The organism is Streptomyces sp. NPDC045956 (assembly GCF_056430705.1).
This window is the reverse complement of record NZ_JBWKKZ010000001.1, coordinates 1,163,832-1,178,447: the sequence shown is the minus strand read 5'-3', so window position 1 is coordinate 1,178,447 and position 14,616 is coordinate 1,163,832. Positions and strand designations below refer to the sequence as shown.

The following is a 14,616-nucleotide window of genomic DNA, read 5'->3' as shown; positions in this document are numbered from 1 at the left end:
CCCGGGACCGGCGCCGCACACCTCACCGCACCACGGAGCCACGCCCACCGCGCCGGAACCTCCCGCTCACCGCCCCGCCGGTCCCCCCAGCCCCGCCCGTACCGCCTCCAGGTCCGCGTCCGACGCCAGCCCCGCGTGGTACAGCCGCAGCTCCGTCGCGCCCCGTTCGCGCGCGTGTGCCGCGTCCGCGGCGAGGGTGTCCGGGCGGCCGCCCATGCCGGAGACGACGGTGAGGTTGGCGGCGAGGACGGCTTCGGCGCGGCCCTGTTCGGCGAACGGCGTCAGCAGACCCGCGCCGCCTGTGCAGGGCACGACGACCCCGTCCGCCACGGAGAGGATGTGCGCGGGGTCGACGCCGGCGTTGGCGCCGCAGTGGTACGACACCGGGTCGGCGTGCAGCAGGACCTGGAAGCCGTCGGGCGCGGCGGCGCGCACGGCCGTGACCGCGGCCTCCTGGAGGGTGCGGGCGGTCTCGTCCCGCCACGCGCGCGTGGCGTTCGCCGGGGCCTCGCCGAGGAGCTTCTCCACGCCCGTCCAGCCGCCGTCCGACGGCGCCGTCCCCCGCCACACCGGCTCCAGCGCGGCCCGCACCCCGGCGGCCAGCGCGTCGGCGTCGATGTCCTGGCCCCCGTACCCCTCCCGGCAGTGCGGGCAGAAGCACAGCGACATCAGGTACTGCCCGGCGTCCCCGAGGCCGACCCCGCCGGTCTTGTCGTGGGCGTGCAGGTGGGCGAGCCCGTACCAGCCGAGGGACTCCAGTTCGGTCCCCCGCGCTCCCGGCCGTACCGCGGCCTCGGCGGCCAGGTCGGTGAGGTACGCGCGGGTGGCGGGCTGCGCGATGCAGGGCGCCCACGGGTAGCGGTCGCCGTAGGCGTTGACGACCGAGGTGTGCGGCCGCTCGGCGCCGAGGCGGGAGTTGTGGGCGAGGACGACCCAGGTGTGCACCTCCAGACCCGCGTCCGCGAGCGCGGCGGCGGCCTCGCCGTACGCGTCGCCGGGCGCCCAGTCGCCGGCCTCGTACGGGCGCGGGTCGCGGCCCTCCCAGCGGGCGGGGTCCGGCGGGTAGAGGACGGCGGCGTACTCGGCGGTGACGACGCGGTGGCGCGGGTGGCGGGGGGTGAGGGCGCGGGTGGAGTGGTAGGCGGCGGCGAGCGTCACCTGTGCCACGCCGGTGCCCGCGACGCGCGCGGCGGCGTCCGGGTCGCCGTTGACGTCCCAGGGGTAGAGGAAGGCCGACGTCTTCACCGGGTCTCCTCGCCGTCGAGCAGCGCGTAGCCCCGCTCGATCACCTCGGCGAGCTGCTTCAGGTGCTCCTCGGCCGGTTCCTGGAGGGGCGGCCGTACCTCCCCCACGTCAAGTCCGCGCAGCCGGACGCCGGCCTTGACCAGCGCGACGGCGTACCCGCGGCCCTGGGCGCGGAGTTCGACGAACGGCCGGTAGAAGCCGTCCAGCAGGCGGTGCGCGAGGGCCTCGTCGCCCGAGCCGAGCGCCCGGTGGAAGGCGAGGGCGATCTCGGGGGCGAAGCAGAACACGGCGGACGAGTAGAGGGTGACGCCGAGCGCGCGGTAGGCGAGCTGGGTCTGCTCGGCGGTCGGCAGCCCGTTGAAGTAGAGGAAGTCGCCGGGCACCTCGGTGCGCACGGCGCTGACCACCCGCTGCATGAGGTCGAGGTCGCCGAGCCCGTCCTTGAGGCCGACGATCCCCTCCGTGCGGGCCAGTTCGACCACGCTCCCGGGGGTGAAGACGGCGTTGTCGCGCTGGTAGACGATCACCGGCAGGGAGGTCGCCGCGGCCACCTCGCGGTAGTGCCGCAGCAGCCCCTCCTGCCCGGCGAGCACCAGGTACGGCGGCATGGCGAGCAGCCCGTCGGCGCCGGCCTCCTCGGCGAGGCGGGCCCAGCGCACGGCGAGGGCGGTGCCGTAGCCCGCACCCGCGAGGACCGGCACCCGCCCCGCGGTCTCCTCGACGGCCGCCCGGACGCAGGCCTGGAACTCCTCGGGCGTCAGCGCGTGGAACTCCCCGGTGCCGCAGCAGGCGAAGACGGCCGACGCCCCGGCCTCGACCCCGCGGCGCACGTGCGTGCGGAAGACGTCGAGGTCGACCTCGCCGCCGGGTCCGTACGCCGTGACGGGGAAGAACAGCGGTCCGCCCGGGGCGGTGAGCCGGGCGGCGAGAGGGGCTGAGGTCACGGGCGCTCCCCATTCGAGAGAGAGATCGATCTGCGTCATATTCATGATCTGCGTCCATATTTCTGAACGCGCCCACGCTAAGCCGCCTCACGAACACCGTCAAGAAGGCCAGCCCTTGACGGCTGACCACGGGTTCCTTAGCGTGTCCACGCATATGAACGTCAGCCGCTCATGCGTACGGCCGACGGTCCAGGAGCACCACAGGAGACCTAGGAGCCTCGAGGATGCCCGCTCCCCGCACCGTTCTGCTCACCGGCGCCGCCGGCGGCCTCGGCACCCTGATGCGGAACCTGCTCCCCGCCTTCGGCTACGAGCTGCGCCTGCTCGACCTGCGCCCGATCGAGGGCGAGCCGGACGCGATCGTCGCCGACCTCGCCGACCGGGCGGCCCTGCGGGAGGCGGTCCGGGGCGTCGACGCGATCATCCACCTCGCGGGCATCTCCCTGGAAGCCCCCTTCGAGAAGATCCTGAAGGCCAACATCGAGGGCACCCACCACCTCTACGAGGCCGCCCGCGAGGAGGGCGTCGACCGCATCGTCTTCGCCTCCTCCAACCACGCCGTCGGCTACACCCCGCGCCCCCGCGGCGACGACCCGCTCATCCCCGTCGAGACCCCGCGCCGCCCGGACACCTTCTACGGCCTGTCCAAGTCCTTCGGCGAGGACCTCGCCCAGTTCTACTGGGACAAGCACGGGATCGAGACCGTCTCCGTCCGCATCGGCTCCTGCTTCCCCGAGCCGACCAGCGTGCGCATGCTCTCGGTGTGGATGAGCCCCGGCGACGGCGCCCGCCTCTTCCACGCCGCCCTCACCGCCGAGGGCGTCGGACACACCGTCGTGTACGGCTCGTCGGCCAACACCCGCCTGTGGTGGGACCTCACCTCCGCGCGGGCGCTCGGCTACGCACCGCAGGACGACTCCGAGCCGTTCGCCGCCGCGCTCATCGCCGCACAGGGGGATCTCGACCCGGACGAGCCGGCGCACGCCCGCCTGGGCGGCCACTTCGTGACCGACCCCCCGATCTGGCCGCACTGACCGGAACCGGTCGATCACGGGGCGGGCGGGCACCGAACGGGCCCGCCCGCCTCCGTATACGGGCACCCGCGCCGCCCGTTCCCACTCCCCGTGCCGTCGCGTACCAGGTCCGCGGCGGGCGCCCGGTGACCGAAGCGGGCACGATCGGGCAGCATCGGGCCCGCAACAGGCCTGGTCAGTGCCGCACCGCCGCTGTAGAAATTCCCCCATGGGTCCGACGGGCCCGAACGGGCAGGAGTACGGCGACGAGGCGGTGAGGCAGGTGTTCGGCATGGGCACGAGGACGGCGGAGGAACGCCAGCGCGAGATCGTGCGGATCGCCCGCGCCACCGGCTCGGTCGACGTCACCGCGCTCGCCGCCGACCTGGGCGTCGCGAAGGAGACCGTACGACGGGACCTGCGCGCCCTGGAGGACCACGGCCTGGTCCGCCGCACCCACGGCGGCGCCTACCCCGTGGAGAGCGCCGGCTTCGAGACCACGCTCGCCTTCCGCGCCACCAGCCACGTGCCCGAGAAGCGCCGGGTGGCCGCCGCCGCGGCCGAACTGCTCGGCGACGCGGAGACGGTCTTCGTCGACGAGGGCTTCACCCCGCAGCTCATCGCCGAGGCCCTGCCCCGGGACCGGCCGCTGACCGTGGTCACCGCGTCCCTGCCGGTCGCCGGCGCCCTCGCCGAGGCCGGCGACACCTCCGTCCTGCTGCTCGGCGGGCGGGTCCGCCCGGGCACGCTGGCCACCGTCGACCACTGGACGACGAAGATGCTGGCCGGCTTCGTCATCGACCTGGCGTACATCGGCGCCAACGGCATCTCCCGCGAACACGGCCTCACCACGCCCGACCCGGCGGTCAGCGAGGTCAAGGCCCAGGCGATCCGCGCCGCCCGCCGCACCGTGTTCGCGGGCACGCACACCAAGTTCGGGGCGGTCAGCTTCTGCCGCTTCGCGGACGTCGGTGCCCTGGACGCGATCGTCACCAGCACCCTGCTCCCCGCGGCCGAGGCCCACCGCTACTCACTGCTCGGCCCGCAGGTCGTCCGCGTCTGACGACCGGGTCCGTCCGCCCTCGTCCCCACCGGGCACCCACGCACTCCCCCACTGCCCCATACCTCCCCATATGTTCAGGAGCGATCCATGCGAACCCAGAGCCGACGGAGGCCGCGAGCCACGCTCGCCACGGCCGCCGCAGGGACGCTGCTCGCCCCGCTGCTCTCCGGCTGCTGGGTCGGAGCGGGCGGGGCGGGATCGGGCGGCGACGCCATCAACGTCCTGATGGTCAACAACCCGCAGATGGTCGAGTTGCAGAAACTCACCGCGGACCACTTCACCGCGGAGACCGGCATCAAGGTGAACTTCACCGTCCTGCCGGAGAACGACGTCCGCGACAAGATCAGCCAGGACTTCGCCAACCAGGCCGGCCAGTACGACGCCGCCACCCTCTCCAACTACGAGATACCGATCTACGCCCGCAACGACTGGCTGCACGAGATGGACTCCTACGTCGCCAAGGACCCGGCGTACGACGAGAAGGACGTCCTCGGGCCGATGCGCGAGTCCCTCACCGGTGACGACGGCAAGCTCTACGGCCAGCCCTTCTACGGCGAGTCGTCCTTCCTGATGTACCGCAAGGACCTGTTCGCCGAGGCGGGCCTGACCATGCCCGAGCACCCCACCTGGACCCAGGTGGCCTCCTTCGCCGAGCAGCTCGACGGCTCCGAGCCCGGCATGAAGGGCATCTGCCTGCGCGGCCTGCCCGGCTGGGGCGAGCTGATGGCGCCCCTGACGACGGTCGTGAACACCTTCGGCGGCACCTGGTTCGACCAGGACTGGCAGGCGCGGCTCGACTCCCCCGAATGGGAGAAGGCGACGAAGTTCTACGTCGACCTCGTCCGCGAGCACGGCCAGTCGGGCGCCGCCCAGTCCGGCTTCGCCGAGTGCCTCAACAACATGACCCAGGGCAAGGTCGCCATGTGGTACGACGCCACCTCCGCGGCCGGCTCCCTGGACGCCGCCGAGTCGCCGGTCAAGGGCAAGGTCGGCTACGCCCCCGCCCCCGTGGAGAAGACCGACACCTCCGGCTGGCTCTACACCTGGGCGTGGGGCATCCAGAAGGCCTCCCGCAACACCGACAAGGCCTGGAAGTTCGTCTCCTGGGCGTCGAGCAAGGAGTACGAGCAGCTCGTCGGCGACGAGGTCGGCTGGTCCAACGTGCCGGCCGGCAAACGCGCCTCGACGTACGAGAACCCGGCCTACCGCAAGGAGGCCGCCGCCTTCCAGGAGATGACCCGGGAGGCCATCGAGGGCGCGAAGCCCAAGGACCCCGGGGTCCAGCCGCGCCCAGCGCCCGGCATCCAGTTCGTCGGCATCCCCGAGTTCACCGACCTCGGCACCAAGGTCTCCCAGGAGATCAGCGCGGCCATCGCCGGACGGCAGTCCGTCGAGGAGGCCCTGGAGAAGTCCCAGCAGCTCGCCGAGAAGATCTCCGAGGAGTACGAGGGACGATGACCGCCACGACCACGGCCCCCTCGGCCGCACCCGACCAGGCCCGCACCCCCGTCCGCCGGCCGTCCCCGCGGCTGCGCGCCTGGGCCACCCGCGCGCCGCTCCTGCCCGCCCTGATCTTCATGATCGCGGTCACCCAGCTGCCCTTCGTGGCGACCCTGGTGATCTCCTTCTTCGACTGGAACTCCCTCTACCCGGACGCCCGCCGCTTCACCGGCTTCGCCAACTACGGCGACGTCCTCGGCGACGCCGACCTGCGCGGGTCGGTGTGGACGACGATCCTGCTGACCGTCGCCGTGGTCCTGGCCAGCCTGGTCCTGGGCCTCGCCCTCGCCCTGCTGCTGGACCGCAGGTTCAAGGGCCGCGGCGTGGTCCGCACCCTGCTCATCGCCCCGTTCCTGGTGGTCCCGGTGGCGGCGGCCCTGCTGTGGAAGCACGTCCTCTACAACCCCGAGTACGGCCTGCTGAACGGCCTGCTGCACTACGTCGGCGGCCCGCAGCCGGACTGGATCTCCAACACCCCGCTGCTCGCCGTCGAGGCCGCGCTGGTGTGGCAGTGGACGCCCTTCATGATGCTGATCCTGCTGGCCGGGTTGCAGAGCCGGGACCAGCAGCAGATCGAGGCCGCCCGGGTGGACGGCGCGAGCGACTGGCAGATCTTCGTCCACCTCACCCTCCCCCACCTGCGGCGCTACCTGGAGCTGGGCGCCCTGCTCGGCTCGATCTACATCGTCCAGAACTTCGACGCGGTCTTCACCCTCACCTCCGGCGGCCTGGGCACGGCCAACCTGCCCTACACCGTCTACCAGAGCTTCTACCAGGCCCACGAGAACGGCCTCGCGTCGGCCGCCGGCGTCCTGGTCGTCATCGGCTCGATCATCATCGCGACCTTCGCGCTGCGCGTGGTGTCGTCCCTGTTCCGCGAGGAGGCCGGCCGCTCATGAGCGCCACCGTCGCACGACCCGCCGCCGTACGCACCGGGACCGGACCGACCCGCCGCAAGGCCGGTGCCGGGCTGGGCCTGGTGGCCTGGCTGGCCGGGATCGTCTTCTTCCTGCCCATCGCGTGGATGGCGCTCACCTCCTTCCACTCGGAGCAGGACGCCGCCACCAACCCGCCGTCCTTCGCCGCCTCCCTGACCCTGGACGGCTACCGCGAGTTCTTCGGCGCGGGCGGCGGCGCGAGCCCCTGGCCGGCGCTGGCCAACTCGGCCGTGGCGTCGATCGCCTCGACCCTCCTGGTCCTGGTCCTCGCCCTGCCCGCCGCGTACGCCCTCTCCATCCGTCCGGTGAAGAAGTGGACGGACGTCCTGTTCTTCTTCCTCTCCACCAAGATGCTGCCGGTGGTGGCCGGCCTGCTGCCGATCTACCTGTTCGCCAAGAACACCGACCTGCTGGACAACATCTGGCTGCTCGTCATCCTCTACACCTCCATGAACCTGCCGATCGCGGTCTGGATGATGCAGTCCTTCCTGGCCGAGGTGCCGGTCGCCATCATCGAGGCGGCCCGGGTGGACGGCGCGAGACTGCCGACGATCCTGGCCAGGGTGGTCGCCCCGATCGCCCTGCCCGGCATCGCCGCCACCTCGCTGATCTGCTTCATCTTCAGCTGGAACGAGCTGCTCTTCGCCCGGGTGCTGACGGGCGTGGTCGCCGAGACCGCCCCCGTCTTCCTGACCGGCTTCATCACCAGCCAGGGCCTCTTCCTCGCCAAGGTGTGCGCCGCGTCGCTCGTCATCTCCCTGCCGGTGCTCGCCGCGGGGTTCGCCGCCCAGGACAAACTGGTCCAGGGCCTGTCGCTTGGAGCCGTGAAATGAAGGCCGCCGTCATCGAGTCCGTGGGCCGCGCCGTCGTCACCGAGGTCCCCGACCCGACGCCAGGGCCGCGCGAGGTCGTCGTGGAGGTCGCCGCCTGCGGCCTGTGCGGCACCGACCTGCACATCCTCCAGGGCGAGTTCGCGCCCAAGCTCCCGATCGTGCCGGGCCACGAGTTCGCCGGCGAGGTGGTCGGCGTCGGCACCCAGGTCACGGAGGTGGCGGTCGGCGACCGGGTGGCGGTCGACCCCTCCCTCTACTGCCACGAGTGCCGCTACTGCCGCACCGGCCACAACAACCTCTGCGAACGCTGGGCCGCCATCGGTGTCACCACGGCGGGCGGCGCGGCGCAGTACGCCGTGGCCCCCGTGGCGAACTGCGTGAAGCTCCCCGAGCACGTCCGCACCCAGGACGCCGCCCTGATCGAGCCCCTGTCCTGCGCCGTCCGCGGCTATGACGTCCTCCGGTCCCGCCTCGGCGCCCACGTCCTGATCTACGGCTCGGGCACGATGGGCCTGATGATGCTGGAGCTGGCCAAACGCACCGGCGCGGCGAGCGTGGACGTCGTGGACCTCAACCCGGCCCGCCTGGAGACCGCCCGCGGCCTCGGCGTCTCGGGCTGCGCCGCGACCCCCGACGAACTGGACCGGCCCCAGGGCTGGGACCTGGTCATCGACGCGACCGGCAACGCGGCCGCCATCCAGGACGGCCTGGACCGGGTCGCCAAGGCCGGCACCTTCCTCCAGTTCGGCGTCGCCGACTACGCGACGCGGGTGCAGATCGACCCGTACCGGATCTACAACCAGGAGATCACCATCACCGGCTCGATGGCGGTCCTGCACAGCTACGAACGCGCGGCCGAGCTCTTCGCGAACGGCGTCCTGGACCCCGACGTCTTCATCAGCGACCGCGTGCCGCTGGACCGCTACCCCGAGGCCCTGGAGCAGTTCGCGGCGGGGGTGGGCAGGAAGATCGTGGTGGTGCCGTGACGGAGGGACCCGTCGTCCGGCGTTGAGGACGAGGCCGCCGAAGCCCAGGCCGCGGGCGGGGGCGGGGACGGGGACGAAAACCCCTGGGCACCCCGCCCGCCCCCCTCTACGATCCCCGCATGCCCCGACCGAACGGCTTCGCCCACACCACCACGTCGAACGGCACCGTCCACATCACCCACCACGACCGCCCCGCCACCACCCTCAACGGCTCCCGCGCCGCCCGCTTCCTCGAAGAGGTCACCGCGGGCGACCCCCAGCTGGTCATGGCGCGCTGGACGGGCAACTACCGGCGCGGCAACGAACGCACCGCCCGCAACCACCCCCGAAACCGCCACTGACCAGGCCTTCGGCCCTCTGACCCGATTGGCCCCCGGGTAAGGGAACGGTAAAACGCCCTCGCTCGTTCACCCGGCATGACAGCTATGACCCCCGGCTCGAACATCCCCCTCTCCGCCGCCCGCGTGACGGTGGACGTCGCCGCGCCCGTGCGGCTCGACGTATCGGGCCTGCTGCTCACCGCCGACGGCAAGGTGCGCTCCGACGACGACTTCATCTTCTACAACCAGCCCACCGGCCAGGGCGTGACCTACCGCTCCGGCGGCGGCTCCGCCCCGGACGCGATCGTCGTCGACACGGCCGCCGTCCCGCCGGGCATCGAGAAGATCGTCGTCACCGCCAGCCCGGACGCCGCCGGCCAGTCCTTCCAGGGCATCGAGCCCACCGCCACCATCCGCAACGCGGACGACAACTCCGTCCTCGCCACCTTCACGCCCCCGCAGCTCGGCACCGAGACCGCCCTGGTGATCGTGGAGGTCTACCTGCGCAACGGCGCCTGGAAGGCCCGCGCGGTCGGCCAGGGCTACGCGAACGGCCTGGCCGGCATCGCCACCGACTTCGGTGTGACGGTGGAGGAGCCGGCCGCCCCGGCCCAGCCCGCCGCACCCGCCCCGCCGGCGCGGTCGCAGGCGGCCACTCCCCCGCCCCCGCCCGCCGCCGCGCCCACGATGCCCGCCGCGCCGCCCGCGGCACCGGCCGCACCGCCGGCCCCCGCCCCGGGCACCGGCAAGATCAACCTCGACAAGGGCCGGGTCAGCCTCCAGAAGAACCAGACCGTCTCCCTGGTCAAGGGCGGCCGCCCGGTGCTCAGCCAGGTCAAGATGGGCCTCGGCTGGGAGCCCGCGTTCCGCGGCAAGGACATCGACCTGGACGCGTCGGTCATCGCCTACGGCCCGCAGCGCAACCACATCGACAGCTGCTACTTCGGCAAGCTCTCGATCGTGAACGGCGCGATCAAGCACTCCGGTGACAACCTCACCGGAGAGGGCGGCGGCGACGACGAGGTCATCGTCGTCGACCTCGGCCGGCTGCCGCAGGAGGTCAGCGGTCTGGTCTTCACGGTCAACTCGTTCTCCGGCCAGAAGTTCACGGAGGTCGCCAAGGCGTACTGCCGCCTCATCGACGCCGCGAGCGGCGAGGAACTGGTCCGCTTCGACCTCACCGGCGCCGAGCCGCAGACCGGCGTGATGATGGCGAAGCTGATCCGCCAGTACTCCGGCGAGTGGGAGATGACGGCCATGGGCGAGTTCGTGAAGTCCCGCACCGTCCGCGGCATGGTCAAGCCGGCCGCCAAGGCCCTGTAGGTCACCGGGGGTAGGGGCTCCCCGTACCCGGGGGGAGCCCCTACGCCCGCAGACCGCCCCACACCAACGACAGGTAGCGGCGCACGGACCCGCCCTCCGCCTCCGCCGACTCGGCGGCCGTCGCCACCCCGTGCACCAGCCGCAGCACCTCGATCGGCTCCACGTCCGCCCGCAGCGTGCCCTCGTCCCGGGCCGCCCGGACCAGCCGCGCCACCGCGCCCCGCAGGCAGTCGCCGCACGCCCGGTCCGCCGCCGGACCGTCCTGCGTGACGGCCGTGCCCAGCAGCGCCCTGAGCCCCCGGACCTGGAGCATCCCGGCGGCCAGTTCCTCGAGCCACGCGAGCAGCGCCTCGCCCGGCGGGAGTTCTCCCGCGATCACGTCCGCACGTGCCGCGATCGCCTCGATCCGCTCCAGGCAGGCGGCCTCCAGCAGCGCCCGCCGGGTCGGGAAGTGCCGGTACAGCGTGCCGACGCCGACCCCGGCCCGCCGGGCGATGTCGTCCAGCGAGGCGCCCTCGCCGTGCTCGGCGAAGGCCTCGGCCGCCACCACGAGCAGCCGCTCACGATTGCGCCGGGCATCCGCACGCATGGGCCTGACCTGCGCCATACCGCCACTCCCCGCCCACCAGGCAACCTTTGGCGCACCCTACCGCGCACCGTCCGCGACCGGCTCAGGCCGCCCAGGGCCAGTCCGCGTCCCGGGCCGCCTCCAGCAGGGGAACCATCCGGAAGGCGGCGTCCGACAGACCGCCGAAGGTGTGCCGGCCGTCCCGGCCGGACGGGCCGTGGCCCGCCCGGTGTCCGGCCAGGTTCCAGGTGTAGACCGGAACGCGCTCCGGAACCTGCTCGGTCGGGTCGCCGTGCCGGTTGTACGCGTACTGCTCGTCGGTGACGATCAGCACCCGGTCGTGCTTCCGGTAGTGCCGCCGGACCGCCTCGGTCGTGTCGGTGCCGCCCAGGTCGCCGAAGCGCTCCAGGACCCTCAGCACCGACTCGCCCTTGCTGTAGGCCACGCGGTTGCTCGACGTACCGAACTCGACGAGATCCGCGTCGGCCGCCCGCAGTGCGAGCGCCGTGCCGAAGACCGCCGCCGCGTCGGCCCGGTTGAGCTCCGAGCGGTTCGACAGCCGCGAGTAGAACATCGAGCCCGAGCGGTCCACGAGGACCAGCGTCCGGCCGGGCAGCGCGGGCACGTTGGCCAGCGAGTGGCCGAGCGCCTGCTCCAGCGGGTAGGACCAGCGCAGCGAGGGCGCGTGCCGGTACGCGGCGAGGTAGCGGAAGGGGAACTGCCGCGAGCGCGCCACCTGCTCCGGGTCGCTGATCCGCGCCGCCACCCGGGCCGCGACCTCGTCCGAGACGCCGGCCTCGTCGAAGTTGCGCAGGTTGCGGGTCAGAGCCATCGCCCCCATGGACGGGATCGCGGCCTCCCAGGCCGCCTTGTCCATCGGCCCCTGGAGCCAGCCCGCCAGCATCTCCCAGGTGATGCCCGCCGCCGCGAGCCGCTCGGCCCCGCCCGGCGCCGTGAGGACCGCTCGCCGCCGGCCGACGGGCAGCGCCATCAGCTCGCGGTGCGCGGTGAGCAGACGGTCCGCGGCGGGCGGCACCGCGGTGTCCGGGTGGTGCCGGCGGTCCAGCGCGTACCGGAACAGCTCGCCCTGCCACGGCTTGTCCGGGTCCGGCGCCGCGTGCACCAGGTTGAGGACGTCGCCGAAGCGGTAGCCCTTGGACGCGGTGTCGTACTTGAGCAGCGACCTGCCGTGGTAGAGCCGCCGTACGGCGTCGGCGATCCCCCGCTTGACCGGCTTGGGCACGGCACGGCCGTACCTCGACGTCCAGTAGGCGAGCAGCTCACCGGGCTCGTCGGGCCGCTGGAGGACGGACGCGACGACCTGCCGGCCCGTGGGGCCGTCGGTGGCGCCGGCGTCGAGGCGGGCCTTGACGTACTCGGCGGCTCCGACGACCGAGGCGGTGCGCAGGTTGCCCTCGCCGCGCAGCCAGCCGAGCAGGCCGGCCGTCCAGGAGGGGTCGGTGACGGCGAGGTCGCGCACGAGCGCGGTGAAGCGGTCGTCGCGGGCGGCACCGGTCTCGTAGAACGCCTGCTGGGTCACGAAGTGGGTCACCGCCAGGAGGAAGAGTTCCGAGCGCGGGTCGCGCTCGCGTCCCCGGCCGCCCTCGTAGGTGCGCAATACGCGCCCCGTCGACGTCACCCGCGAGGTGGGCTGCGCCTTCGCCGCCCTGGTGTTGAAACGCGCCATCGTGAATTCCCCCGAATTCTTTTCGGTGGAAGGCGCGACAGAAGGAGGGTGCCCGAGGACGAGGTCGGCGGCGGAGAAAGTCGGACGTGTCTTCCGTTTCCACCACGTCGGACCCGAGCCGACGACGGGATTCGAACCCGCACCCCTTTCGGGATCCGATCCTGAAGTACCCGCCGCCTGCGCACCGGGCGCCACCGTCTGTCGCGCCTCCCGAGATCAGTTCGGCCGCGGCGTCTTTTCGATGAGAACGAAGTAGCCGCAGCCCTCGCACCGGGAGGTGCGGGGAGTTCTGGTGTCCAGAGTTCAGGTCGGCGGAACCGACAAGGTGCTCTCACCCCTGAGCTACACCGGCGCGTGGTGCCGGTGACGGGACTCGAACCCGTGGCCGCCCCATTATCAGTGGAAGTAGGTCCTGCCTTCGCACCTGGACGTGCATCACTCTAAAAGGGCGGCCACCGCTCGGGCGAGCGAATTAACTACCGGCGCTTCTGCCGCTTCCACGGCCCGGTGATGGCCAGCATGATGCCCGGGTCCTGGATGTTGGCGTAAAGAGTCCTGCCGTCGGGCGAGAAGGTGACGCCGGTGAATTCGCTGAACTCGGGCTCCTCCTCCGATCCGACGTTGAGGTCGTTGCGCGCGATGGGGTACGTGCGGCCGCTGTCGGTGGCGCCGAACAGGTGCTGGACGCCGTCGCCGTCCTCGGCGATGACGAGGCCGCCGTACGGGGAGACGGTGATGTTGTCCGGGCCGTCGAAGGCGCCGTCCGCCGACGGGTCGGCGTTGACGCCGAGGAGGACCTTGAGGGTGAGGGTGCGGCGCTTGGGGTCGTAGAACCAGACCTGGCCGTCGTGCGGGCGGCCCGGGCTCTCGTCACGGGCGTAGGAGGAGACGATGTAGGCGCCGCCGTCCGCCCACCACATGCCCTCCAGTTTGCGGGCGCGGGTGACCTGTCCGGCGGTGAACTGCTTGCGGACGGAGGTGGTCCGCGCGTCGCGGTCGGGGACGTCGACCCAGTCCACGCCGTAGACCGTTCCGGTCCTCGTCGCGCGGGAGAGGTCGTCGACGAACTTGCCACCGGAGTCGAAGCACTTGAAGGCCTGGAGGACCCCGGCGTCGTCGGCGAGGGTGCGCAGCCGGCCGCGGCCGTGCCGGAAGCCCTCCGGCGGCGCCCAGCGGTAGAGCAGTCCGTTGGGGCCGGAGGCGTCCTCGGTGAGGTAGAGGTGGCCGCGCCTGGGGTCGACGACGACGGCCTCGTGGGCGTAGCGGCCCAGCGCCTTGATCGGCTTCGGGTCCCGGTTGGCGCGGCGGTCCTCGGGGTCGACCTCGAAGACGTAGCCGTGGTCCTTGGTCATCCCCTCCTCGCCGGCCTTGTCCTCGGTCTCCTCGCAGGTCAGCCAGGTGCCCCACGGGGTGCTGCCGCCGGCGCAGTTGGTGGCGGTGCCGGCGATGCCGACCCATTCGGCGACGTGTCCGCCGCGGCGGACCTCGACGACCGTGCAGCCGCCGGCGGCGGCCGGGTCGTAGACGAGGCCCTCGGTGAGGGGGACCGGGTGCGGCCAGTCGTCGCGGTGGCCGCCGAGTTCGTGGTTGTTGACGAGGAGGGTGGTGCCGCGCGGACCCTCGAAGGTGGCGGTGCCGTCGTGGTTGGAGGGGGTGAACTCGCCCGACTCCAGCTTGGTCCGGCCGCAGTAGGTGACGATCTCGTAGCGGAAGCCCTCGGGCAGGGCGAGGATGCCGTCCGGGTCGGGGACCAGCGGTCCGTAGCCGACACCGTGGTCGTGCCCGTGTCCGTGTCCGTGGCCTTCGCCGTGCTCCTGCCCCGCGCGCTCGGTGTCGGTGGACGCGAGGGCGTTCGGGGCGGTGGCGAGGGCGCCGACGCTGCCCGCCAGCGCGATCCCGGCGCCGGTGAGCGCGGATCGGCCGGCGAAGTCCCTGCGGGTGAGCGACATGGTGTCTCCTGTGACGGTGGACGTGCCGTGGAGGGTGGCGGACCTCGGTTCGGCGTCACGGTCGCGCCCCCGCCTGAACGGGGAGCCCGCGCGTGCCTGAACGAGAGTTGAACTGGGGGCGACCTCTCCCGGCGCCGTCCGCCGGGGCGCGGGGGGGGGGCGGGCCATAGGCGCCCCACCGCGGTGCACCGGTGCAGCCGCCCGGAGAGGAGCCGCCGGGGCGGGAGGGCCCGCAGGGTGCCGAGGC

Annotated in this window: 13 protein-coding genes and 1 tRNA gene; 8 read left to right on the top strand and 6 right to left on the bottom strand. The window is 72.7% G+C overall.

Features of this window, described 5'->3' with window-relative positions:
* Positions 1 to 66: 66 nt before the first annotated feature.
* Together AC07FV_RS05215 and AC07FV_RS05210 are read right to left on the bottom strand one after the other, a co-directional pair.
* Complete coding sequence (locus AC07FV_RS05215) at positions 67 to 1,245, bottom strand: hypothetical protein (protein ID WP_479084728.1); 1,179 nt, start codon at positions 1,243 to 1,245, stop codon at positions 67 to 69.
* Positions 1,242 to 2,189 carry a 5-dehydro-4-deoxyglucarate dehydratase gene (locus tag AC07FV_RS05210; protein ID WP_479084726.1) on the bottom strand — a complete coding sequence of 316 codons (948 nt, stop codon included), beginning with the start codon at positions 2,187 to 2,189 and terminating at the stop codon, positions 1,242 to 1,244. The genes AC07FV_RS05215 and AC07FV_RS05210 overlap by 4 nt, the downstream gene beginning before the upstream one ends.
* Before the next feature lie 224 nt (positions 2,190 to 2,413).
* Between AC07FV_RS05210 and AC07FV_RS05205 the strand changes: the two genes are divergently transcribed.
* The 8 genes from AC07FV_RS05205 to AC07FV_RS05170 all read left to right on the top strand — a co-directional run bounded on the left by AC07FV_RS05205 (position 2,414) and on the right by AC07FV_RS05170 (position 10,165).
* Positions 2,414 to 3,223, top strand: coding sequence for an NAD-dependent epimerase/dehydratase family protein (locus AC07FV_RS05205; RefSeq protein WP_479084724.1), 810 nt, complete (start codon positions 2,414 to 2,416; stop codon positions 3,221 to 3,223).
* A gap of 271 nt (positions 3,224 to 3,494) precedes the next feature.
* Positions 3,495 to 4,265, top strand: a complete 771-nt coding sequence (locus tag AC07FV_RS05200; RefSeq protein WP_479084899.1) for a DeoR/GlpR family DNA-binding transcription regulator — start codon at positions 3,495 to 3,497, stop codon at positions 4,263 to 4,265.
* A gap of 87 nt (positions 4,266 to 4,352) precedes the next feature.
* A complete protein-coding gene (locus AC07FV_RS05195; protein WP_384693199.1) occupies positions 4,353 to 5,723 on the top strand; it encodes an ABC transporter substrate-binding protein in 1,371 nt (456 codons plus the stop codon).
* Entirely contained in the window at positions 5,720 to 6,664 is a 945-nt protein-coding gene (locus AC07FV_RS05190) for a carbohydrate ABC transporter permease (RefSeq protein WP_479084723.1), read from the top strand. The genes AC07FV_RS05195 and AC07FV_RS05190 overlap by 4 nt, the downstream gene beginning before the upstream one ends.
* Positions 6,661 to 7,536 (top strand): carbohydrate ABC transporter permease, encoded by an 876-nt coding sequence (locus tag AC07FV_RS05185; RefSeq protein ID WP_479084722.1) that lies wholly within the window; start codon positions 6,661 to 6,663, stop codon positions 7,534 to 7,536. Before AC07FV_RS05190 ends, AC07FV_RS05185 begins: the two co-directional genes overlap by 4 nt.
* Positions 7,533 to 8,522 carry a zinc-dependent alcohol dehydrogenase family protein gene (locus AC07FV_RS05180; protein WP_479084721.1) on the top strand — a complete coding sequence of 330 codons (990 nt, stop codon included), beginning with the start codon at positions 7,533 to 7,535 and terminating at the stop codon, positions 8,520 to 8,522. Before AC07FV_RS05185 ends, AC07FV_RS05180 begins: the two co-directional genes overlap by 4 nt.
* 119 nt (positions 8,523 to 8,641) lie before the next feature.
* The gene (locus tag AC07FV_RS05175; protein WP_479084720.1) at positions 8,642 to 8,863 is read left to right on the top strand and encodes a hypothetical protein; all 222 of its coding nucleotides are present in this window, start codon (positions 8,642 to 8,644) and stop codon (positions 8,861 to 8,863) included.
* An 84-nt stretch (positions 8,864 to 8,947) separates the two neighbouring features.
* Complete coding sequence (locus AC07FV_RS05170; protein ID WP_479084897.1) at positions 8,948 to 10,165, top strand: TerD family protein; 1,218 nt, start codon at positions 8,948 to 8,950, stop codon at positions 10,163 to 10,165.
* A 40-nt stretch (positions 10,166 to 10,205) separates the two neighbouring features.
* Here AC07FV_RS05170 and AC07FV_RS05165 read toward each other — a convergent pair whose 3' ends face one another.
* From AC07FV_RS05165 to AC07FV_RS05150, 4 genes are all read right to left on the bottom strand, one after another.
* The gene (locus tag AC07FV_RS05165) at positions 10,206 to 10,772 is read right to left on the bottom strand and encodes a TetR/AcrR family transcriptional regulator (RefSeq protein WP_479084718.1); all 567 of its coding nucleotides are present in this window, start codon (positions 10,770 to 10,772) and stop codon (positions 10,206 to 10,208) included.
* Positions 10,773 to 10,836: 64 nt separating this feature from the next.
* A complete protein-coding gene (locus AC07FV_RS05160) occupies positions 10,837 to 12,420 on the bottom strand; it encodes a TROVE domain-containing protein (protein WP_479084717.1) in 1,584 nt (527 codons plus the stop codon).
* A gap of 355 nt (positions 12,421 to 12,775) precedes the next feature.
* Positions 12,776 to 12,904: transfer RNA gene (locus AC07FV_RS05155), tRNA-OTHER, on the bottom strand.
* Entirely contained in the window at positions 12,897 to 14,369 is a 1,473-nt protein-coding gene (locus AC07FV_RS05150) for an alkaline phosphatase PhoX (protein WP_479084715.1), read from the bottom strand. The genes AC07FV_RS05155 and AC07FV_RS05150 overlap by 8 nt, the downstream gene beginning before the upstream one ends.
* Between the last annotated feature and the right edge of the window lie 247 nt (positions 14,370 to 14,616).